This is a genomic window from Actinomadura sp. 21ATH (assembly GCF_041951345.1).
Taxonomy (GTDB): Bacteria; Actinomycetota; Actinomycetes; order Streptosporangiales; family Streptosporangiaceae; genus Spirillospora.
In genome coordinates, this window is record NZ_JBGNUR010000018.1 from 140,562 (window position 1) to 162,553 (window position 21,992).

Sequence of the window (21,992 nt, forward strand, 5' to 3'; positions counted from 1 at the left end):
CCCGGGCGGCCCGGGCTCACGGCGGCGTTGGAGGGTTCTTTGCCGGTGCTTACCGATGCTCTGCCCGAGGCGCCGTGGCGCCCGCCGCGTCGGCGAAGTGGCAGGCGACCGGATGGGCCGTCCCGTCCCGGACGGTGAGCGCGGGGACCTCCTCGGCGCACACGCCGGCGGCCATGTAGCAGCGGGTGCGGAAGCGGCACCCGGACGGCGGCGCCGCCGGCGACGGCACGTCCCCGGTGAGGACGATCTCCTCCGGGGCGGTGCCCGGCCGGTCGTGCACCGAGGGGGCGGCCGACAGCAGGGCCCGCGTGTACGGGTGCCGCGGGGCGGTGAAGACCTCCTCGGCGGTGCCGCGCTCGACGATCGTCCCGAGGTACATGACCGCGACGTCGTGCGCGATGTGGCGGACCACGTCCAGGTCGTGGGAGATGAACAGGTACGCGACGCCGAGCTCGGCCTGCAGGTCGGCCAGCAGGTTGAGGATCTGCGCCCGCACCGACACGTCCAGCGCCGAGACGGCCTCGTCGCACACGATCAGGCGCGGCCGCAGCGCGAGCGCGCGGGCGATGCTGACCCGCTGGCACTGGCCGCCCGACAGCTCGTGCAGCCGCCGCGCGCCGTGCTCGGGGCGCAGCCCGACCAGCCCCAGCAGCCGGTCCACCTCGGCCGCGCGCTCCTCGCGCGCGACGATGCCCGGATGCACCCGCCACCCCTCGGCGATGATCGCCGCGACCGTCATCCGGGGGTTGAGCGAGGTGTACGGGTCCTGGAAGACCATCTGCAGGTCGCGGCCCATCCGGCGGCGCCGCCGCGGCGGCACGGCGGCCAGGTCGTGCCCCGCGAACTCGATCGACCCGGCGAACGCGGGGCGCAGCCCGACGATCGCCCGCGCCAGCGTCGACTTCCCGCAGCCGGACTCGCCGACGATGCCGAGCGTCCGCCCGGCCCGCACGATCAGGTCGAGCCCGGCCACGGCGCGGACGCGCTCCCGGCCGAACCCCTGGCGGCCGCGCCGCTCGTACCCGGCCTCCAGGCCCCTGACCTCCAGGACGACCTCGCTCATCGGGTCACCTCCGCGGTGTGGTGGCAGGCCGCCGACCGGCCGTCGCCGAGCGGCTCCAGCGGCGGGTCGCCGGTCCGGCAGACCTCGGTGGCGAACGGGCAGCGCGGGTGGAACGCGCAGCCGCCCGGCGGCCGCCGCGGGTCCGGCGGCAGGCCCGGGATGGGGCGCAGCCGCTCGTCCCCGGCGCCGGGGACGGCCTCCAGGAGCCCGAGCGTGTACGGGTGCGCGGGCCGGGTGTAGACGGTGTCCAGCGGGCCCTGCTCGACGACGCGCCCGGCGTACATGACCGCGACGTCCTGGGCGAGCCGCGCGACGACGCCGAGGTCGTGCGAGACCAGCAGCGTCGCCAGGTCCGCCTCGCGCTGCCGCCGCGCCAGCAGCCGCAGGATCTGGGCCTGGACGGTGACGTCCAGCGCCGTGGTCGGCTCGTCGGCCAGCAGCACCTCCGGGCCCAGCGCCAGCGCCATCGCGATCACGGCGCGCTGCCGCATCCCGCCGGAGAACTCGTGCGGGTACGCGCCGTACCGCGCGTCGGCGTCGGCGATCCCCACCTCCTCCATCAGCGCGACGGCCTTGGCGCGCGCGGTGCGCCGGTCGTCCCCGAGGCGGCGGCGGAACGGCTCGGCGACCTGGCGGCCCACGCTGAGGCCGGGGTTGAGCGCGGCCATCGGGTCCTGGAACACCATCGCGACCCGGCGGCCCCGCACCTCCCGCCAGCGGCGCTCGCCGAACCCAGCGGTGTCCTCGCCGCCGATCGCCACGGTGCCCGCGGTGACCGCGGCGCCGGGCGGCAGCAGCCCGATCAGGGCCAGCGAGGTGAGGCTCTTGCCGCTGCCGGACTCGCCCACCAGGGCGAGCACCCGGCCGCGGCGCAGGGTGAGGGAGACGCCCCGGACGACCGGGCTGACGGCGGCGCGGCGCCCGGAGCGGAAGCCGATGTGGACGTCGCGCAGCTCGGCGGCGACGTCCCCGGCGGCCGGGGGCGTCGCCGGGACGGGGTGGTCGGCGGTACGGGACATGCGTGCCTCTCAGTGCCGGGGTGGGGCCGTGGGTCAGATCTGGGCGCGGGGGTCGGCGGCGTCGCGGAAGGCGTCGCCGGCGATGCCGACGCCGGTGACCACGGCGGCCAGCGCGACGGCCGGGGCGGTGGAGATCCACCAGGCCGAGCCGAGGTAGTCGCGGCCGGCCGAGACCGTCGCGCCCCAAGAGGCGGCGTCGGCGGGGATGCCGAGGCCGAGGAAGCTCAGCGACGCCTCGGCGACCATGGTCAGGCCGATCTGCACGGTCGCCGCGACCAGCAGCGGCTGCCAGCAGGACGGCAGCACGTGCCGGAACAGGATCCGGGCGTGCCCGGCCCCCAGTACCCGGGCCGAGTCGACGAACTCCAGGTCGCGGGTGGCCAGCGCGGACGCCCGCACCACCCGGGCGAAGATCACCCAGCGGGTGACCGCCAGCGTGATCACGATGTTGGTGATGCTGGGGCCGAGCACCCCGGCGATCAGGATGGCCAGCAGGATCGAGGGGAAGGCGAGCTGGACGTCCCCGATCCGCGACAGCAGGGTGTCGGTCCAGCCGCCGAAATAGCCCGACAGCAGCCCGGCCAGCAGGCCCGCCGCCCCGCCGATCAGCACGGTCGCCAGCGCCACGATCAGCGAGACCCGGCTGCCGGCCAGCAGGTTGGCCAGCATGTCGCGGCCGACCTGGTCGGTGCCGAGCCAGGCGATGCCGTCGCCGGCGGCGGAGCCGGGCGGCAGCAGGCGGTGCGGCAGGTCGGTCGCGACGGGGTCGTACGGCCGGATCATCGGCCCGAAAACGGCGGCGAGCACGAACAGGAGGAGGACCGCCGAGCCGATCCAGGCGCGGGCCGGGAGGCGGCGCCGCGCGGGCCGGCCGGAGGCGCCGGCCGGAACGGCGGCGGCGGGGGCGGGTTCGGTCGCGGTGGTGCTCATGCCGTCTCCGGGGTGAGGCGCGGGTCGAGGGCGACGTACAGGGCGTCGACGAGGACGTTCAGCGCGATGTACGACAGCGTGATCGTGACGATCGCCGCCTCCACCACCGCGTAGTCCCGGTTGGTGATCGCGTCGACCATCAGGGAGCCGAGGCCGGGCCAGGAGAAGACGACCTCGACGATGACGGCGTTGGCGATGAAGTTGCCCATCAGCAGGCCGAGGACGGTCACGACCGGCACGGCGATGTTGCGGGCGACGTGCACGTACATGACCGCGCCCTCGCCGGTGCCCTTCGCGCGGGCGGTGCGGACGTAGTCCTTGGCACGCTCCTCCAGCGCGCCGTTGCGCACCAGCCGGGCCAGCCAGCCGACGAACGGCAGCGCGAGCGTCACCGACGGCAGGATCACCGCGGCGGGGCCGCCGCCGGCGGTGCTGGGCAGCCAGTGCAGCTCCCGCGCGAAGACCAGGATGAGCACGATGCCCAGCCAGAACGAGGGGATCGCCTGGCCGGCCAGCGACCCGGCCGACACCAGGGCGTCCAGGATCCCGCCGGGCCGGCGCGCGCACGCCATCCCGACCGGGAACCCGGCGGCCAGCGTGATGAGCAGCGCCAGCGCGGCCAGCAGCAGGGTGGCCGGGAACCGCTCCAGCACGGCGCCCATCGCGCCGCCGCCCAGCCGCCACGAGCCGCCGAAGTCGCCGCGCAGCACCTCGCCCATGTGGGTGAGGTACTGCTGCCACAGCGGCCGGTCGAGCCCGAACTCGGCGCGCACCGACGCGAGCTGGTCGGCGCTCGCGTCGGGCCCGAGGATCAGCGTCGCCGGATCGCCGGGGACGACCCGGACGACCAGGAAGACCAGGCTGATCGCGCCGAACGCCACCACGGCGGCCTGGCCGGCGCGCCTGAGCAGGAACCGTCCCATCAGCCCGCCTCCGTTCCCGTCGCCGACTCCCGGACGATCAGCTCGGCGGGGAACAGCGTGGTCTCCGGCGCGCCCTCGCCGGCCATCCGCTCCAGCAGCCGGTCGACGCCGGTCGCGCCGACCCGCGCGGCGGGCAGCCGCACGGTCGTCAGCGGCGGGCCGAGGTAGGCGGCGAACGGGTGGTCGCCGTGCCCCGCGACCGCCACGTCCCGCGGGATCCGCAGGCCGTGCTCGGTGAACGCGCGGTACAGCCCGAGCGCGAAGTAGTCGTTGCCGGCCAGCACCGCGCTCCCGGGCCCGACCCGGCCGGCCAGCTCGCGCCCGATGGCGTAGGAGTCGACCGGGTCCCACGGCTGCGAGCTGGCCTCCCGGCGCCGGGTCGGCACCCGGATGATGCGGTCGGCGCCGACGGCGATGCCGCGCTCGTCCAGCACCGCCCGGAAGCCGCGGATCCGCTCGGCCACCGGCGAGATGTCCAGGTCCTCCTCCAGCAGGTAGAGGTCGCGGGCGCCGCCGTCCACCAGCAGCCCGGTGGCCCGGCGCGCGCTGTCGCGGTAGTCGACGCCGACCAGGTCGGTGTCCAGCCCGGGCAGGTCGCGGTTGAGCAGCACGACCGGGACGCCGGACTTGCGCAGCCGGTCCCAGTGCTCGGCGCCGTCCTGCACGGGGACGGCCAGGACGCCGTCCACGCCCCACCGCATCAGCTCCTCCACGACGCGGCGCTCGTTGTCGACGCTGTCCTCGGTGACCATCAGCATCAGCGAGTAGCCGTGCACGCGGCCGCGCTCCTCGATGGCGCTGATCAGCCGGGTGTAGAAGGGGTTGGACGGGTTGGTGATGACCAGCCCGATCGTCATCGCGTTCTGCAGCACGAGCGAGCGCGCCATCGTGTTCGGGACGTACCCCAGCCGGTCGGCCTCGGCCCGGACACGCTCCCGGGTCTCGGCGCTGACGGCGTCCTTGCCCGCCAGCGCGCGCGAGACGGTGTTGACCGACAGGTCCAGGGCGGCGGCGATGTCGCGCAGGGTTGCCCGGCGTCGGGGGGTCATGGCGTCCTCCCTCGCCCGACCGCGGCCAGGTCGGGCTGGTTGCTGGCGGCGGGGACGAACCCGGTGAGGTCGCGGCGCACGCCGTAGGCGGTGGTGAGCGCGGCGGGGAAGACCCCGACCGCGTCGGCCCAGATGATCTCGCAGGCGCGGGCGTACAGCTCCTCCCGCCGCGCGGCGTCCGCCTCCTGGCCGGCCGCGGCCAGGACCCTGTCGAGCTCGGCGTTCCGGTATCCCATCCGGTCGGCCTTGGAGGTGTAGAGGCGGCCGAGCGTGAACGCCGCGTCGCCGGTGGTGACGGTGTTGGTCTGGAGCTCGATGTCCCAGTCCAGGGAGTTGAGCCGGGCCAGCCACTGCGCCTTCTCCACGCTCTGCGGCCGGACCCGCACGCCCACCTCCGCCCACGCCGAGATCATCGACTGGGCCAGCTCGCGGGCCAGCGGGCCGGTCGCGTCGAACCACATCATCGAGGTGGTGAACCCGCCGCCCAGCCCGGCCTCGCGCAGCGCCCGCCGGGCCGCCCCGGGGTCGTGGGCGTACGGAGGCTGCTCGGCGAAGCCGAAGACGGTGGACGGGATCGGCGCCCGCATCCGCTCCGCGCCCGCCCCGTACAGCTTCCCGACGATCTCCTCCAGGTCCAGCGCGTGCCACATCGCGCGCCGCACCCGGGGGTCGGTGAACGGCGCCCGCTTGCAGTTGAACCAGGCCAGGTAGTAGGTCCAGCTCGGCACCGTGCGCACGTCCACGCCGGTGCCGCGCGCCTCGGGCAGCTGGTCGGGCGGCACCGGCCACAGCAGGTCGATGTCGCCGTTGCGCAGCGCCGTGATCGCGCCGGAGGTCTCGGCGATGTACGGCATCGAGACGCCCGGCAGCGCGGGCGGCCCGTTCCAGTACCCGTCGAAGCGGGCCAGCTCCACGCCGGCGGAGGGGGTGAACCCGGTGACCCGGAACGGGCCGGAGCCGACCGGGCGCCGCTTCTGCGCGGGATCGGCCACGAGCCGTTCCGGGACGATGAACAGCAGCGTCAGGTTCACCGGCAGCGTGGCCATCGGCCCGTCGGTCTCGAACACGACCCGGTGGTCGCCGTCCGCCCGCGCCGACTTCACCGCCGCCCACAGCGAGCTCTGCGCCGACTTGACGGCCTGCGTCCGCTTCAGGCAGGCGACCACGTCGCGCGCGGTGAGCGCGCCGCCGTCGTGGAAGCGCACCCCGGGCCGCAGCTCGAACGCCCAGGTGGTGTCGCCCTCGCGCTTCCAGGAGGTCGCCAGCCCGGGCACGAGGCGCTCCCCGTCGCGGCGCACCAGCGTGTCGAACACCAGCCGCTTGACGATCAGGGACGCCTCGTCCACCGCCGTGCCCGCGTTGTACGGGTCCAGGTCGGTGACCGGCTGGCCGAACGCGGCGCGCAGCGACCCCTCGGGGGAGGAGCCGCCGCCCGCCGCGCCGCAGCCGGCGACCGCCACGGCGGACGCGGCCAGGCCCGCCAGGGCCAGGAACTCGCGCCTACGCATCGCCATGGCGGTGCCTCAGCTCTTCAGGGCGAGGTAGATCATCACTCTGGCGTCGCCCTCGACGGCGCCCTTGAGCCGCAGCCACCCGCCGAACCCGGCCGAGGCCCAGGTGGCCAGGTCGCCGTCCAGCTCGCGTTCGGGCTCCAGGTCACACCAGTGCAGCCCGTCGGGCGATATCTGCGTGGTGACCCGCATCCGGGCGCCGGCGGCGCCGCGTTCGAGGGTGTGCACGAACCAGCGCGCCTCGGCGGCCCAGGCCGCCTCGTACGGCTCGGTCGCGAAGTCACCGGAGAGGGTGCGGTTCCGTTCCAGGACCGCGGTGAACGACTGTCGCATGCCGGACCCTTTCACCAGTCCACCGAGATGAGCACCGAGTCGAGGTAGAGGAAGTTGCGCACGTCGGTGTGCGTGCGGACCGAGACGTAGAAGTTGAGCAGGTTCTCCAGCGACCCGTACTCCTCGTCGTACGGGGGGACCGGCACGTCGCGCATGTCGTACACGGTGTCGTTGAGCTGGAGTTCGACGTTGGAGCGGGTGGAGGTGTCGATCACCCAGCGCAGGTAGTGCCAGTTGACCTTGGTCGGCACCTCGTTGTAGCAGAGCTCCTGCGGCCCGCCGAACTTCGCCCAGTTCTCCGGGCCGGGCGCGGTGAAGTCGGCCGTCGGCGGCAGCTTGATCTTGCCTTCGAAGTGCTCGCGCGGGGTCGGCTCGGGGATCGTCGGGGCGACCCACTCGCGCCGCAGGTTGTTGTCGACGTCGGTGTTCAGGTAGCGGGCCACGCAGTGGTAGCGGACGCCGTCGCAGATGTCGGTGGCGACGGTGAAGGCGCCGAACTGCTGCTCGGAGGGGTGCAGGTTGGCGTCCCACTCGCCGGCGCCCGCCTTGGCGGCCGCCTGGTTCTCGGCCGAGTGCGCCTCGGTCTTGAACGTCAGGTACGTCTCGAACTGCACCCGGCCGCGGCCCGCCATGGTCAGCCGCCGGATCGCGACCCCGGTGTGCCCGGCCAGCGGGCGGGTGGCGACCTTGAGCGCGTAGGTGCCCGACATCGCGCCGTGCGTGCCGACGTCGAAGAAGTCGCAGGAGCTGAGCTGCGGCGGCCGGAAGTCGCTCATGTGGTCGTCCACGGTGCGCAGGTCGCCGCGGCCGTCGTAGTTGCCGAGCAGCTCGATCCAGCCGTGCGTGCCGGTGTTGAAGTCGTCGTGGACGAGGATGCGCTGGAGCGGGTTGAACCGGGACAGCGCCGGGTTCGCGTGGCGCAGCGCCGCGGTGAGGGCGGCGGTGTCGGCGGGGGCGGCGGTCATCGGGTGGGCTCCTTGATCCGTACGTCGGCGTGCACCAGGTTGTGGTCCGAGCGCAGCAGGTCCCACGCCGCGCCGGACCGCGCGGTGGTCTGCGGCACCAGCGTCCAGGCGCGGACCGGGGTCCCGGCCCGGACGAAGATGTGGTCGATCTTGTCCTCGCCCTTCGGCAGCGGGATCCTGCCGCCGTTGAACGACAGGTACTCGTCGCCCGAGCGCCGCTTCGCGGTCTCGTGCGCGTCGGCGTAGCCCAGGTCGGCGAACGCGTCGTAGGAGCTGGCGCCGTCCTCCCGGGACGCGGAGTTCATGTCCCCGGCGAACACGACCGGCAGCCCGCGCGTGTGGGCGTTGTCGCGGGTGAGGTGCTCGGCGGTGCGGCGCGCGTCGGCGTAGCGCACCCGGCCCCAGTCCTTGGTCCACCCGTTGGGGTCGGTGGCGCCGTTCTTGCGGTACTCCAGGTGCATGTTGACCACGACGAACCGCATCCCCGTGCGCCGGTCGCGCAGGGTGTTCCACGTCATCGTCTTGCCGTAGATCTCGGTGGAGTCGGGGAGCCACAGCAGGTCGTGCGGCAGTTCCCGGCCGCGCTCGTCCCGGTGGGAGAAGCGGCGGGCGTCGTAGTAGGTGTAGCGGCCGGCGCCGGACCTCAGCGGGTAGCCGTGCTCGGGGTGCCGGGCTCCGGCGTAGTCGGCGGGGGCCTCGGCGTACCCGCGGGCGCGCATCGCGTCGGTGAGCGGCTTCCGGTACGACTCCACGTCCACGATCGGCTGCGTCGGGGTGGCGTTGTTGCCGATCTCCTGGGTGACCACGACGCCGGTGCGGGCGCGGACGATGTCGTCGGCGACGTTCGCCGCGCGCCCGCCCGCCCACGGCGGGAGCTTGGTGGCGCAGTCGCGCCCGATGGTCGCCTCGCAGATCTCCTTGGTCGGCAGGCAGCCGTGCCCGCAGACGTTGTAGGTGGCGATGCGCAGGTCGAGCGCGCGGGCCGGGCGCTCGGGCCCGGCGGCGCCGGCGGGCGGTCCGGTGCCGGCGAGCGCCGCGGCGAGCAGGGCCGCGGCCAGGGCGGCGGGGGGACGGAGCATCCGCATTCCGGGGAGCCTTCCTGTAGGCTGCGTCACATTAACGTTAACGTTAGCGTTGAGGATGGTCGCCGGAGAGATCGGCTGTCAAGGCCCCGGGACGAGGAAAGTCCCGCCGCGGGGCCGGAAGGCCGCCGCGACGGGACGAGGGAGGGGAACGGGAAAAGGGATCCGGAGGTCCTGCTGGAGAGGTCCTACTGGAGGAGCCTCCAGTCACCCGGGGCCAGGTCGGGCGCCCGGCCCGTACCGCCGCGCGTGGCGGTGAACAGCTCGCCCTGGTGCGTCACGACGCTGCCCGGCCGGTACGCGGTGCCGTCCCGCCAGGCCGGCACGCCGACCGGGGCGATGCGGCTGGTGCGGCCGTCCGCGCTGCGCGTCCGGACGAGCGCGTGCTCGCCGACCCGCACGGGGCCGCCGTACGCGCGCCAGCGGACGCCGTCGGTGGAGTACTCGATCGCCAGGCCGGGGTTGCGGACGCTGGCGGTCAGCGTCCCGGCGGAGATCTTCGCGCCGGGCAGCGGGACGCGGTAGTTCACGCCCGTGCCGCGCAGCCCGACCGGCCGGTAGTACGACAGCAGCGGGTAGGTGACCTGCCCGAGCGTGTTGCTGAAGACCTCCCACGCCGCCGGCATCTGGGCGGGCGACGGCGTGCGGCGGTTCCACGCCCGCTCGGCCGCGCCGAGCAGCTTCGGGAACGCCTGGTACTCGCGCACCTCGGGCGTCTTGCCGTTCTCGGCCCACAGCTGCGCCTCGATGCCGAGGATGTTCTTCCTGCCCTGCTCCGTCAGCCGCTGCCAGCCGGGGCTGGGCGTGACGGGGTTGCCCCACCGGTCCTCGGTCGCGTTGGCGTACACGTCGAACGGCTGGTACGTGAACGTGCTCTTCTCGTCCACGTACGCGGCCCAGTAGTAGCCCGGCTCGTCGGGGTCCTTGTTGTAGGCGAGGTCCATGTAGAGGTTGGTGGCGTGGGCGAGGATGACCGGCGTGCCCTCGTTCGCGAACCGGTACGCCCAGTCCTCGCGGCCCCAGCCCCACACGTTCTGCCAGGGGAGCGGCGCGAAGTTCCTCAGCCGCAGGTCGCGGTCGGGCGCGGTGACGTCCTCCCAGCCGGAGGTCGACTTCGCCGCCGTCAGCGCGATGCCGTTCCACCGGGTGAAGAACAGGTCGGCCAGCTCCTCGCCGGACTTGCCGGCCGTGTCGGGGTTCGCCGCGCACGCGGGCGATCCGTTCCACCAGCCCTCGGGCGGGCCGGGCGGCTCGTCGCCGCCGAGGTTGAGCCGGTTCAGCGGCACGCCGGCGGCGGCGTACATCTTGCCGACCTCGCCGACGACCTTGCGCAGGAACGCGTACGTGCCCGGGACGCAGGGGTTGACCAGGTTGTCGTTGTAGCCCTGGACGCTGACGTGCCGCGAGGTGTCCTGCGGGTCGAGCAGCCGGTAGGTGGCGTCGCCGGTGCGCTGGTGGCGGCGCTCCATCGCCTGGACGGCGGCGCGGGCGTGCGCGGGGAAGTTCAGCTCCGGCACGACCTCGATGTGCCGCTCCGCCGCGTACCGCAGGATGCCGGTGAAGTCGCCCGCCGAGTAGTGCCCGGAGCCCTTGCCGACGAAGTTGACCATGAGCTGCTCGTAGCCCTGGAACGCGGGGGTGCGGCCGAGGTTGGCCTGGGTGCGGTCGCGCGCCTTGCCGAGGACGCCGTCGCCGCCGCCGAGGTCGTTCACCGACCCCATGCCGTGATGCAGGCCGGTGCGCTCGTCCGGTTCCAGGACCCGGCGCCCGCCGAAGCCGGTCAGCTCGGGCAGGCCGGGGATCTCCAGCCGCCAGCCCTCGTCGTTGGTCAGCCCGAGGTGCAGCCGGTTGAGCTTGCTGAACGCCATGAGGTCCAGGAACTTCTTGACGGTCTCGGGGGACTCGAAGTGCCGGGCCACGTCGATGTGCAGGCCGCGGTAGCCGAACAGCGGCGCGTCGGCGACCGCCGCGCGCGGCACCGCCACCGTCGCGGGCGCGCGGCCGGCGGCCGCCGCCTTGTACGCCGGGGCGGGGACGAGCTGCCGCAGCGTCTGGATGCCGTACAGCACCCCGGCGGCGTCCGCGCCGACGATCTCGACCCCGGCGGCGGTCGCGTTCAGGGTGTAGCCCTCGGCGTCGGGCTCGCCGTCGCGGTCGGCGTCCAGCCGGGCGTCCGTCCGCAGGGTGACGGGCGCGCCGCGTCCCGTGGAGACGTCGCGGAGCGCCGACCGCAGGTATCCGGCCTCCTTGCGCAGGCTCGCCGGGGCGGTGATCGCGGAGTCGCCGCCGAGCGCGACGGTGCCGCCGCCGGCCGTGGCCGACAGCGGCTGCGGGACGATCCTCTGCTGGAGCGTGAGGTCGAGCCTGCGGGCGGTGTTCTCGGCGTGGCGGAGCGCCGCGGTCTGGACGGGCCGCGCGTCGCCGGAGAACGCCTTGGTCTGCTTGGGGTCGGCCGGGTCGAGCAGCGTCTTCGCGGGCATCCACCGGGCGGGGCCGCGGCCGTACGCGAGGGCCCAGCCGGCCGGGGCGTCGGACTTGTGCGTTGCCCAGAGCTCGACGTCGAGGTCGATCGCGCGCCGCTCGCCCGGCGCGACCCGCCCGAACGCGCCGGTCGGCGTCAGCGCGTAGAAGTCGCCGCTCCGGGCGGTGTCGGCGCGGGCGACCGCGAGGCCCTGGGCGGCGAGCCGGGCGCGGGCGGCGTCGCCGGCCGCGCCGGCCAGCACCGCGGCGGGCTGGCGGACGGAGGTGAAGTACATCGTCCAGCCGCCCGCGAGCGCGCATCCGCGGTCGCGGTTGGCGAGCGTCAGCCGGGCGCGGAAGTACTGCGCGTCGGTGACGGTGTGGTCGACCGGCCGGTAGGTCATCAGCAGGTCGCGCGCGTCGGGCCGGCAGCCGGCCGCGGCGGTGCCGGGCGCGGCGGCGACGGCGAGCGAGGCGGCGAGGGCGGCGGCGGGTACGAGGACCGCAGGTCTGTTGGGCGTCTTCATGGCAGCATGAACCGCTCTCCTGGCGGACGGGGGACGGACCGGCGGGCGGGCGCCGGCGGCGGCGGCCGGGCTCGCAACCGATCGCGGCCGCACAAACAGGAAAGTAACCTAATAATTAGCGGCACCCGGTGCCCAAGTCCGCAACCGGCCACCGCCGCCGCCCGGCCGCGGAAACGGCCGGGCGCGGCCGCTCCGCACCCTGAGGGGTGGGAACGGCCGCGCCCGGTGGACGGGGCGGCGGCGCGCCGGTCAGGTCGAGGAGGACAGCTCCAGCTCCTTGACCTTCGGGTCGCCGGCGTCGGCCGTGTAGTCCGACTCGCGCGTGGCGTCGTCGCCGTCGGCCAGCTTGGCGGCGCGGCACACCACCGTGCCGGCGACCGCGACCACCAGGTTGACGGCGAGCGCGAGCACGCCCACGTACACCGTCATCTTGGTGTCCAGCCCCAGCTCGCTCAGCTTGTACGCGGAGCCGCCGAAGTGCTCCTTGCCCTTCGCCGGGTTGGGGATCTGGTACAGCATCCACAGCCCGGCGCCCAGGCCCGCGGCCCAGCCGGCGATCAGCGCGCCGCGGTGGAACCAGCGGGTGACCAGGCCGAGCGCCACCGCCGGCAGCGTCTGCAGGATGATCACGCCGCCGATCAGCTGGAGGTCGATGGAGAACTCGGGGTCCAGCAGCAGGATGCAGGCCACCGCGCCGACCTTGACCACCAGCGAGACCAGCTTGCTGACCGTGGCCTCCTGCTTCTCGGTGGCGTCCTTCTTCAGGTACTCCTTGTAGATGTTGCGGGTGAACAGGTTCGCCGCCGCGATCGACATGATCGCCGCCGGGACCAGCGCGCCGATGCCGATCGCCGCGTACGCGACGCCGGCGAACCAGCTCGGGAACATCTGGTCGAACAGGACCGGCACCACGGTGTTGGTGTCGGCCTTCCCGTCGGTGATGATCGGCGTCACCCCGGCCGCGATCGCCATGAAGCCCAGCAGCGCGATCAGCCCGAGCACGAAGCTGTAGGCGGGCAGCGCCGACATGTTGCGCTTGATCACGTCACGGTTCTTGCTGGCCAGCACGCCGGTGATGCTGTGCGGGTAGAGGAACAGCGCCAGCGCGGAGCCCAGCGCGAGCATCGCGTAGTTGAGCTGGTTGGTGCCGTCCAGCAGGATCCCGTCGGACGGCGCGGGGGTCTTCTCGAACTTGGCCTGCGCCGAGTCGAAGATGTTCCCCCAGCCGCCGAGCTTGCTCGGGATGTACAGCACCGCGACGATGATCACCAGGTAGATCAGGATGTCCTTGACGAAGGCGATCAGCGCCGGCGCCCGCAGGCCCGACTGGTAGGTGTAGGCGGCCAGGATGGCGAACGCGATGACGATCGGCAGGTGGCCGGTCACCCCCATCGCCTTCAGCACCGCCTCGATGCCGACCAGCTGCAGCGCGATGTACGGCATCGTCGCCACGATGCCGGTGATCGCCACCACCAGCGCCAGCGTCGGCGAGCCGAACCGGGCGCGCACGAAGTCGGCGGGCGTCACGAACCCGTGCACGTGCGACACCGACCAGAGCCGGATCAGCACCAGGAACACCAGCGGGTAGACCACGATGGTGTACGGCACCGCGTAGAAGCCGGCCGCGCCCGCGCCGAAGACCAGGGCGGGGACGGCGACGAAGGTGTAGGCGGTGTAGAGGTCGCCGCCGATCAGGAACCAGGTGATCCAGCTGCCGAAGTTGCGGCCGCCCAGGCCCCACTCGTCCAGGCTGTCCATCGTGGCCGGCCGGCGCCACCGGGCCGCCACGAAGCCCATGCCGCTCACCAGGAGGAACAGCAGGGCGAAAATGATCATTTCGGTGAGGTGCTCGGTGCTCATGTCAGCCCCGCCTCCTGGTCATCCGGTAGACGATCACCGTGCAGGCCACGCCCACCGGGATGAAGAGGAACTGGATCCAGTAGAAGGCGGGGAAACCGGCGACGCGGGGCTCGTCGCTGTTGAAGACGAACGTCAGCAGGGGGAGCACCACCGGGACGATCAGCAGCCAGTTCCAGTGGCTGCGGTCGGAGCGCGGGGGCTCCGCCGGGGGCGGGGTCTTGGCCGGGGTACCGGCCGATTTCGAGGCCAAGGGTCCTCCTCGTCGGGCGGGAGCGATGCCCGCCCCGGTGGCGCGCGTGTCGGCGCAGGTCCTCCGGGGCGGAAGTGAAACCGCGCGAGCCTATCCCGGCGCCGGTCACGGGCTCATATCGGGTACGGCACGACTTGGCTGGATCGTTCCAGCGCGGCGCCGCTCGACCCGGGGGCGCGCGGGCGGGTAGGCTCCTCCCATGCGAACCGCGCCCCGGCTCTTCCAGTGGTGGTGGCGCCGCTAGGCGGCGCCGGTTCGTGCATTTCCGAAATCCAGGCGACCGCCCTCACCCGGCGGTCGTCTCGCGTTTCGGCCGGGGGTGCAGGGCTCGATCACGAGGGGCCACCGCGGTGGAGACCGTCCCAGAGCAATCGCAGACCAGCGAGTTCGTGACCGCCGGGGGCGTGCGGGTCACCCGCACGGCCACGCCGGTCGACCCCGAGCGCAAGTCCGACGTGCTGAACGCCCTCGTCGCCGCCGTGGGGGAGCGGCGCGGGGGCGTGCTGAGCTCCGGCATGGAGTACCCCGGCCGCTACAGCCGCTGGCACATGGCCTACCTCGACCCCTGCCTGGAGATCGTCGCGCGCGGCCGCACGGTCGCCGCGCGGGCGCTGAACGGGCGCGGCCGGGTGGTGCTGGCCGCTGTCGCGCCGGTGCTGCGCGGCGTCGGCGAGGTCCGCTCCGAGGACGCCGGCGGCGTCGAGGTGTTCGTGCCGCCGTCCGCGGAGTTCTTCACCGAGGAGGAGCGCAGCCGGCAGCCGACCGTGTTCAGCGCGCTGCGCGCGATCATCGACCTGTTCCGCTGCGACGACCCGCACCTCGGCCTGTACGGGGCGTTCGGGTACGACCTGTCGCTGCAGTTCGAGCCGCTGCGCACCCGGCTGGAGCGCCCGGCGGACCAGCGCGACCTGGTGCTGCACCTGGCCGACGAGATGATCGTGGTCGACCGGAAGCGGGAGACCTCGCACCGGATGTCCTACGACTTCGAGGCCGGCGGCGCGAGCACCGCGGGGCTGCCGCGCGAGACCGAGCCGACGCCGGTGCCCGCCGCCGCCGAGCCGCCGCCCCAGCCCGTCCCCGGCGTGTACGCGCGGATGGTGCGGGACGCCAAGGAGAAGTTCGTCCGCGGCGACCTGTTCGAGGTGACGCCGGGGCACGCCATGTACGGGCGGTGCGAGTCCCCGGCGGCGTTCTTCGAGCGGCTGCGGGAGACCAACCCGGCGCCGTACGAGTTCCTGTTCAACCTCGGCGACGGCGAGTACCTGGTCGGCGCCTCGCCGGAGATGTTCGTCCGGGTGACCGGCGACCGGGTGGAGACCTGCCCGATCGCGGGCACGATCCGGCGCGGGGAGGACGCCCTGGAGGACGCCGAGCAGATCCGCGCGATCCTGTCGTCGGCCAAGGACGAGTCCGAGCTGACGATGTGCACCGACGTCGACCGCAACGACAAGTCGCGGATCTGCGTGCCGGGCAGCGTGAAGGTGCTGGGGCGGCGGCAGATCGAGCTGTACTCGCGGCTGATCCACACCGTCGACCACATCGAGGGGCGGCTGCGGCCGGGCTTCGACGCGCTGGACGCGTTCCTCACCCACATGTGGGCGGTGACGGTGACCGGCGCGCCCAAGACGTGGGCGATGCAGTTCATCGAGGACCACGAGGACTCGCCGCGCCGCTGGTACGGCGGGGCCGTCGGCTGCGTCGGCTTCGACGGGTCGATGAACACCGGGCTGACGCTCCGTACCGCGCAGATCCGGGACGGGATCGCGACCGTGCGGGCCGGGGCCACGCTGCTGTACGACTCCGACCCCGACGAGGAGGAGCGCGAGACGCACCTCAAGGCGAGCGCGCTGCTGCGGGCGCTGGAGGAGTCGCAGGCCGGCGCCGAGGACGCCGGGGCGGCGGCGGAGCCGGCGGCCGGGCGCGCCGGGGAGGGGCTGAAGGTCCTGGTGGTCGACCACGAGGACTCCTTCGTCAACACCCTCGCCGACTACTTCCGACAGGAGGGCGCCGACGTGGTCACGCTGCGGCACGGCTTCCCGGTGGGGATGCTGGACGAGCACGCGCCCGACCTGGTCGTCCTGTCGCCGGGTCCGGGCCGGCCCGAGGACTTCGCGACCGGCGCGCTGCTGGACGCCCTCGACGAGCGGGGGCTGCCCGCGTTCGGGGTGTGCCTGGGGCTGCAGGCGATGGTCGAGCACGCGGGCGGCGAGCTGGCGCTGCTGCCGGAGCCGTCGCACGGCAAGCCGGGGCAGGTGAAGGTCGCGGCGGGCGGCGAGCTGCTGGAGGGGCTGCCGGACGAGTTCACCGCGGCCCGCTACCACTCGCTGCACGCGAAGCCCGACCGGGTGAAGGGCTTCCAGGTCACCGCGCTGACCGGGGACGTGGTCATGGCGATCGAGGACCCGCGGCGGCGGCGCTGGGCGGTGCAGTTCCATCCGGAGTCGATCCTCACCGCGGCGGGGCGGTCGGGCCACCGGATCGTGGCGAACGCGCTGCGGCTCTGCCGGCGGCCCGCCGAGAAACCGGCGGACGTAACAATTCGGTAATTTCGGACAACCAATATCGGGAGGCGGTTTGCCGGTCGCGGGGCAGGGCACCCCGCGACCATGTTCGCCTTGCTTTCGATCATCGCGGCGATCCTCGTCATCGCCGGCATCTACGTTCTCATCGCCCGCCGGGAGATTCTCTTCGGCATCGTCCTGATCGTCCTCGGCTGCCTGGTGGGGCCGGGCGGCATCAGCATCTTCACCTGACCGTCCTCGCCGCATGGACCTCCCCGCCCGGGCAGCGGCCCGGGCGGGCGCCATGCCTCCGGAGCGGCCCGCCCGAAACGTGGGGAAAGCCTGACGCTCGCTGTCAGGTTTCGGTGCCAGCATCGTCCGCATGAACGAGCAGACGAGTACCGCGACGACCGGCCGGGACGGGCGGGACCGCCCGCTGGCGGGACGGGTCGCCCTGGTCGCGGGGGCCACCCGCGGCGCCGGCCGCGGCATCGCCGTGCAGCTGGGCGCCGCGGGCGCCACCGTCTACGCCACCGGGCGCACCACCCGGGAGCGCCGCTCGGAGACCGGCCGCCCCGAGACCATCGAGGAGACCGCCGAGCTCGTCAGCGCGGCCGGCGGCGAGGGCATCGCCGTCCCCACCGACCATCTCGACCCCGCGCAGGTGGACCGGCTGGTCGAGCGGATCGACGCCGGCCACGGCCGGCTGGACGTCCTGGTGAACGACATCTGGGGCGCCGACCACCTCGTCAGGTTCGGCACCCGGTTCTGGGACCTGCCGCTGGACGAGGGCCTGCGGATGTTCCGGCTGTCGATCGACGCGCACGCCATCACCGCGCACAAGGCGCTCCCGCTCCTGATCAGGAACCCCGGCGGGCTGGCGATCGAGATGACCGACGGCACGGCCGAGAGCAACGCCGCGTACCGCGAGGAGACCGGCTACTTCTACGACCTGTGCAAATGGGCCGTGATCCGGATGGGGCTGGCCCTGTCGGAGGAGATCGCGCCGTACGGCTGCACCGCCGTGTCGCTCACCCCCGGCTGGCTGCGGTCGGAGGCGATGCTGGAGCACTTCGGCGTCACCGAGGACACCTGGCGGGACGGCACCCGCGTGAACGCGCACTTCGCGATCTCCGAGTCGCCCGCCTACGTCGGGCGGGCCGCCGCCGCCCTGGCCGCCGACCCGGAACGGCACCGCTGGAACGGCAGGTCGCTGTCCAGCGGCGAGCTGGCCCGGGAGTACGGGTTCACCGACACCGACGGCAGCCGGCCGGACGCCTGGCGGTACATCGCCGAAGTGCAGTCGGCGGGCAGGCCCGCCGACGTCACCGGCTACCGGTAGAGCGCGGCGACCCGGGCGGCGTTCCCGGCCATCCGGGCGCGCAGCTCCGGCGGCTCCAGCACCTCGACCTCGGCGCCCAGGCGCATCAGCTCCTGCTCGGCCACCAGCGGCGACTCGACCGGGAGCCGGGTGACGACCCAGCCGTCGCCGTCCGGCTCGCCCGCCTCCTCCCGCGCCCTGCGGGCCGCGTACGGCTCCACCGCGTACCGCAGGGCGCGCAGCCCGGCCGGGCTCAGCCGGACGGTGACCTCCTCGCGCAGCATCGCCCGCAGGAACGACTCGGCCTGTCCCGCCCAGTGGCCGGGCAGGTCGAACCCCTCGTCCCGCTCGAACGTCTCGCCGGTGGGCTCCAGCCCGGTGATCCGGTCGACGCGGTACGTGCGGTGCCCCTCGCCGACGCGGGCGACGAGGTACCAGGTGCCGTTCTTCAGCACCAGCCCGTACGGCTCCGCCGTGCGCGTCACCTCGCGGTCCTTGCGGTAGCGCAGCCGGACGACCTCGTCCCGCCACACCGCCCGGGCCAGCTCCCGCAGGAGCGGCGGGGGACCGGACTCGCCGAACCAGCCCGGCGCGTCCAGGTGGAAGCGCCGGCCGGCCTGGACGGGGGCGTCCCGCAGCGTGGCCGGGAGCGCGGCCAGCACCTTCAGCTCCGCCGCCGCGACCGCGTCGGCCAGCCCCATGTCCGCGGCCGGGCCCGGCAGCCCGGACAGGAACAGCGCCTCGGCCTCCTCGCGGCTGAGCCCGGTGAGCCGGGTGCGGTACCCGCCGACGAGCCGGTAGCCGCCGTTGCGGCCCTGCTCGGCGTACACCGGGACGCCGGCCGCCGACAGCGCCTCGACGTCCCGGTAGACCGTCCGCTCGGAGACCTCCAGCTCGCGGGCCAGCTCGGCGGCGGTCATCGTCTCCCGCGACTGCAGCAGGAGCACCAGGTTGATCAGCCGGGACGCGCGCATGGGCCCATTCTGACATTCTTGTGTCAGATAACGCGATCATCTCTGCCGTGGACGGCGAAACCGCTGTTAACGTCGCCGCCGTGTCCGATCTGCACGCGTTCATCGACGCCCTTCCGAAAGTCGAGCTCCACGTCCACCTGGTGGGCTCGGCGTCCGTCCCCACCGTCCTCGAACTGGCCCGGCGCCACCCCGACGGGACCGTCCCGGCCGGCGAGCGGGAGCTGCGCGCGTTCTACGCGTTCCGCGACTTCCCGCACTTCGCCGAGGTGTACCAGGCCGTCAACGCCCTGGTCCGCGACCCCGAGGACGTCGCCACCCTCGTGCTCGGCGTCGCCCGCGACCTGGCCGCGCAGAACGTCCGGTACGTCGAGCTGACCGTCACCCCGCACGCCCACCGGCTCGTCGGCATGCCGCCCGCCGCCGTCACCGAGGCGCTCGACATCGCCGCCCGCCAGGCGCGCGAGCGGTACGGCATCCGGATGGCCTACATCTTCGACATCCCGGCCGACCTCCCCGGCGACTTCATCGGCGACACCCTCGACCAGGCCCTCGCGCACCCGCCCGAGAACCTCGTCGGCTTCGGCCTGGCCGGCATCGAGCAGGCCCGCGCCGGCCACACCGAGGCCATCCGGGACGCGTTCCGCGCCGCCCGCGCCGCCGGGCTCCGCAGCCTCCCGCACGCCGGCGAGATGACCGGCCCGGAAACGATCTGGGAGGTCGTCGAGGGGCTGGGCGCCGAGCGCATCGGCCACGGCCTGTCCTGCGTCCAGGACCCCCGGCTGGTCGCCCACCTGCGCGAGACGCAGATCCCCCTGGAGGTGTGCCCCACCTCCAACGTCCGCACCGGCCAGATCCCCGACATCGCCGCCCACCCGCTGCCCCGGATGCTGGAGGAGGGCCTGTTCGTCACGCTCAACAGCGACGACCCGCCCATGTTCGACACCACGCTGACCGGCGAGTACCGCGTCGCCGCCGACGTCTTCGGCCTGGGCCGCGCCGAACTGGCCGCCCTCGCCCGCAACGCCGTCACCGCCTCCAGCCTCGACGAGGACGCCAAGAAGTCGATCATCCACGAGATCGACGCCACGTGACCGCCCGCGCCGGTCAGCCCCAGGCGAGGGTCCGCCAGGGGCTGTCCGGCGCGCCGGTGAGGACACGGTGGGCCGCGACCGAGCGGTCGTACCAGGTGCCGAACTCGCCCCCGTCGAAGCGCAGCAGCCGGCCCAGGGTGTAGCCGGCCGAGAACTCCGCCCACGACCCGTACGCCCGGCGGGCCAGGTCGCCCGCGCGCAGCACGCACTCCGCGGCGGTCTCCGCGTCGCAGAAGCCCGCGTTGAGGCCCCAGCGGGCCATGTTGACCGCGCGGCCGAAGTCGTACCCCGCCACGGTGCCCACCCGCTCGCCGGCCTCCAGCAGCCCGTCGATCCGGAAGCGCGCCTCGTACCGCAGGATCAGCGTCGACAGGCGCACCAGCTCCCGGGCGGTCCCGACGTCCTCGCCGCGGCACCGGCCGGTCACGGCCTCCTGCCAGGCGTACTCGTCGTCCTCCGGGCGCCGCAGGTCCAGCACGTCCTGGATCGCCGGATCGCTGTTCTCCGCGTGGAGCAGCGCGTCGATCTGCTCGCGCCAGCCCGCCGCGTCCGTGACGCCCCAGCTCTCGGCCAGCCGCTCGCGGACGTCGGCGGGGTCCTCGTCGCGGCCGTCCGGCAGGTTCCAGGCGACCCCGTTGCCGACCGCCAGGTGCGCGCCGACCGCCAGCGCGGCCGCCGGCCGCCCCCACGCCGCCGCGCCGGGATGCGTCACGACGATGTCGTGGTCGCGGTCCGGGCGCCGCTCCGCCTCGCCCAGCAGCGCCGCCACCCGCCGGTGCGCGTCGCCGCCCGGCGCGAGGACGGCCAGCAGCTCGCGCAGCGCCGGGACGGCCGCGCGGTGCCCGCTCTCCCGTACCGCCAGCCGCGCCGCGTGCACCGCCACCCGCTCCGCGCGGCGGCGGTCGCGGACGGCGCGGAACCCGTCCAGCGCCGCCAGCGCCCGGGCGCGCGCCTCCTTCACCCGGCCCGCGCCCTCCAGGACGTGCGCGGCCTGCCCGTCCAGCACCGCCCGCAGCGCTCCGGCGTCCGGGAGGCCGGCGGCCGCGCGCTCGGCCGCGTCCATGATCCGCAGGGCGTCGCGGATCCGGCCGGCGTCCCGCAGCGCCCGCGCCTGCCGCGCCCGCACCGCCACGGCCGAGGCGAGGTCGCCGCGCACCTCCAGCGCCCCGGCCGCCTCCGCGTAGACCGCCGCCGCCTCCGCGGCCTCGCCCCGCCGCTCGTACCTCCGCGCCCGCTCGAGCGCGGTCTCGATCTTCATGATCCCTTGACGGGCCGCTCAGCCGGCCGGTTCCACCTCGACCCGGGTGTCGTGGAACACCGGACCGCCGCCCATGTCCGTGTCGCGCTCGTCGACGACCGCGTTGGCGTTGGCGCCGCCCGAGAACTTGGCCCAGTGCCCCTTGGTCGTCGCGACCACGCCCGGCCGCACCTGCGGCGTCACCTCCAGGACCGCCTCGAACGCGCCACGGTCGTTGCCGACCCGGACCCGGCCGCCGCTCTCCAGCCCCCGCTCCCGCGCGTCCTCGGGGTGCATCCGCAGCGCCGGCCCGCCGCCCGACCGGCGCCGCAGCTCCTCGTTGCTGCCGAACACCGTGTTGAGGAAGTGGTGCGAGGCCGCCGAGACCAGCGCCAGCGGGTACCGCTTCGCCCGCTCCGGATCGGCGACCTCGGCCGGCGGCGTGTACCCCGCCAGCGGGTCCAGGCCCGCGTCCGCGGCCCACCGCGACACGAACTCCAGCCGCCCCGACAGCGTCGGGAACCCGTCCGCGTACGGAAGGAACGGATCCGGCACCGACAGCCGCGCGAACCCCTCCTTCTTCAGCCGCTCCAGCGTGATCCCCTCCAGGAACGGATGCCCGGACGCCAGCGCCTGCTCGGCCAGCCGCTCGTCCGGCTCGTACAGCGCCGGCTCGGCCAGCCCCATCGCGCGGGCCAGCCGCCGGAACGTCTCCGTCGTGGGCAGGCACTCGCCGGGCGGCTCGACCGCGGGCTCGTTCCACGCCAGGTACAGGTGGCCGTAGCGCGGTGATAGCGGCGTCCTAATCATGGGCTCTGCCTGGTGGAATGCGGAACGTGACCCACCAGCATCGGCGACTGTATCCGTCATCCGCGCGAACCCTCCGGCAAGGAGAG

19 protein-coding genes are annotated in these 21,992 nt (G+C 74.1%); 4 read left to right on the top strand and 15 right to left on the bottom strand.

Features of this window, described 5'->3' with window-relative positions:
* Positions 1 to 49: 49 nt before the first annotated feature.
* The 12 genes from ACA361_RS35155 to ACA361_RS35210 form a co-directional block, all read right to left on the bottom strand.
* Positions 50 to 1,063 (bottom strand): ABC transporter ATP-binding protein, encoded by a 1,014-nt coding sequence (locus ACA361_RS35155; protein WP_375019349.1) that lies wholly within the window; start codon positions 1,061 to 1,063, stop codon positions 50 to 52.
* Complete coding sequence (locus ACA361_RS35160) at positions 1,060 to 2,082, bottom strand: ABC transporter ATP-binding protein (protein ID WP_375019351.1); 1,023 nt, start codon at positions 2,080 to 2,082, stop codon at positions 1,060 to 1,062. The genes ACA361_RS35155 and ACA361_RS35160 overlap by 4 nt, the downstream gene beginning before the upstream one ends.
* Before the next feature lie 33 nt (positions 2,083 to 2,115).
* Positions 2,116 to 3,012 (bottom strand): ABC transporter permease, encoded by an 897-nt coding sequence (locus ACA361_RS35165; protein WP_375019353.1) that lies wholly within the window; start codon positions 3,010 to 3,012, stop codon positions 2,116 to 2,118.
* Complete coding sequence (locus tag ACA361_RS35170; protein WP_375019355.1) at positions 3,009 to 3,935, bottom strand: ABC transporter permease; 927 nt, start codon at positions 3,933 to 3,935, stop codon at positions 3,009 to 3,011. Before ACA361_RS35170 ends, ACA361_RS35165 begins: the two co-directional genes overlap by 4 nt.
* Entirely contained in the window at positions 3,935 to 4,984 is a 1,050-nt protein-coding gene (locus ACA361_RS35175) for a LacI family DNA-binding transcriptional regulator (RefSeq protein WP_375019357.1), read from the bottom strand. The genes ACA361_RS35170 and ACA361_RS35175 overlap by 1 nt, the downstream gene beginning before the upstream one ends.
* A complete protein-coding gene (locus ACA361_RS35180) occupies positions 4,981 to 6,498 on the bottom strand; it encodes an ABC transporter substrate-binding protein (protein WP_375019359.1) in 1,518 nt (505 codons plus the stop codon). The genes ACA361_RS35175 and ACA361_RS35180 overlap by 4 nt, the downstream gene beginning before the upstream one ends.
* A 9-nt stretch (positions 6,499 to 6,507) precedes the next feature.
* On the bottom strand, positions 6,508 to 6,828 hold the full coding sequence (locus ACA361_RS35185; RefSeq protein ID WP_375019361.1) for a hypothetical protein: 321 nt from the start codon (positions 6,826 to 6,828) through the stop codon (positions 6,508 to 6,510).
* Positions 6,829 to 6,839: 11 nt separating this feature from the next.
* Complete coding sequence (locus ACA361_RS35190) at positions 6,840 to 7,793, bottom strand: DUF6772 family protein (RefSeq protein ID WP_375019363.1); 954 nt, start codon at positions 7,791 to 7,793, stop codon at positions 6,840 to 6,842.
* The gene (locus ACA361_RS35195; RefSeq protein ID WP_375019365.1) at positions 7,790 to 8,872 is read right to left on the bottom strand and encodes a hypothetical protein; all 1,083 of its coding nucleotides are present in this window, start codon (positions 8,870 to 8,872) and stop codon (positions 7,790 to 7,792) included. The genes ACA361_RS35190 and ACA361_RS35195 overlap by 4 nt, the downstream gene beginning before the upstream one ends.
* Positions 8,873 to 9,063: 191 nt before the next feature.
* Positions 9,064 to 11,862 carry a family 20 glycosylhydrolase gene (locus tag ACA361_RS35200; protein ID WP_375019367.1) on the bottom strand — a complete coding sequence of 933 codons (2,799 nt, stop codon included), beginning with the start codon at positions 11,860 to 11,862 and terminating at the stop codon, positions 9,064 to 9,066.
* Positions 11,863 to 12,111: 249 nt separating this feature from the next.
* Positions 12,112 to 13,722 (bottom strand): monocarboxylate uptake permease MctP, encoded by a 1,611-nt coding sequence (mctP, locus tag ACA361_RS35205; RefSeq protein WP_375019369.1) that lies wholly within the window; start codon positions 13,720 to 13,722, stop codon positions 12,112 to 12,114.
* 1 nt (position 13,723) lies between these two features.
* Positions 13,724 to 13,972: a DUF3311 domain-containing protein gene (locus tag ACA361_RS35210; protein WP_375019371.1), complete on the bottom strand. Its 249-nt coding sequence runs from the start codon at positions 13,970 to 13,972 to the stop codon at positions 13,724 to 13,726.
* A gap of 350 nt (positions 13,973 to 14,322) precedes the next feature.
* On the opposite strand from ACA361_RS35210, the gene ACA361_RS35215 reads away from it, so the two are divergent.
* From ACA361_RS35215 to ACA361_RS35225, 3 genes are all read left to right on the top strand, one after another.
* Positions 14,323 to 16,518, top strand: a complete 2,196-nt coding sequence (locus tag ACA361_RS35215) for an anthranilate synthase component I (protein WP_375019373.1) — start codon at positions 14,323 to 14,325, stop codon at positions 16,516 to 16,518.
* A 60-nt stretch (positions 16,519 to 16,578) separates the two neighbouring features.
* Positions 16,579 to 16,725, top strand: a complete 147-nt coding sequence (locus tag ACA361_RS35220; protein WP_375019375.1) for a GPGG-motif small membrane protein — start codon at positions 16,579 to 16,581, stop codon at positions 16,723 to 16,725.
* Positions 16,726 to 16,855: 130 nt separating this feature from the next.
* A complete protein-coding gene (locus ACA361_RS35225) occupies positions 16,856 to 17,815 on the top strand; it encodes an SDR family oxidoreductase (protein WP_375019377.1) in 960 nt (319 codons plus the stop codon).
* Here the strand turns inward: ACA361_RS35225 and ACA361_RS35230 are convergent.
* Entirely contained in the window at positions 17,806 to 18,768 is a 963-nt protein-coding gene (locus tag ACA361_RS35230) for a helix-turn-helix transcriptional regulator (RefSeq protein WP_375019379.1), read from the bottom strand. The two genes, ACA361_RS35225 and ACA361_RS35230, sit on opposite strands and share 10 nt — an antisense overlap.
* 80 nt (positions 18,769 to 18,848) lie before the next feature.
* Here ACA361_RS35230 and add point away from each other — a divergent pair, with 80 nt between their 5' ends.
* Entirely contained in the window at positions 18,849 to 19,859 is a 1,011-nt protein-coding gene (gene add / locus ACA361_RS35235) for an adenosine deaminase (RefSeq protein ID WP_375019381.1), read from the top strand.
* Positions 19,860 to 19,872: 13 nt separating this feature from the next.
* Here add and ACA361_RS35240 read toward each other — a convergent pair whose 3' ends face one another.
* Positions 19,873 to 21,117 carry a DUF1266 domain-containing protein gene (locus ACA361_RS35240; RefSeq protein WP_375019383.1) on the bottom strand — a complete coding sequence of 415 codons (1,245 nt, stop codon included), beginning with the start codon at positions 21,115 to 21,117 and terminating at the stop codon, positions 19,873 to 19,875.
* A gap of 18 nt (positions 21,118 to 21,135) precedes the next feature.
* Complete coding sequence (locus tag ACA361_RS35245) at positions 21,136 to 21,906, bottom strand: molybdopterin dinucleotide binding domain-containing protein (protein WP_375019385.1); 771 nt, start codon at positions 21,904 to 21,906, stop codon at positions 21,136 to 21,138.
* Positions 21,907 to 21,992 lie beyond the last annotated feature (86 nt).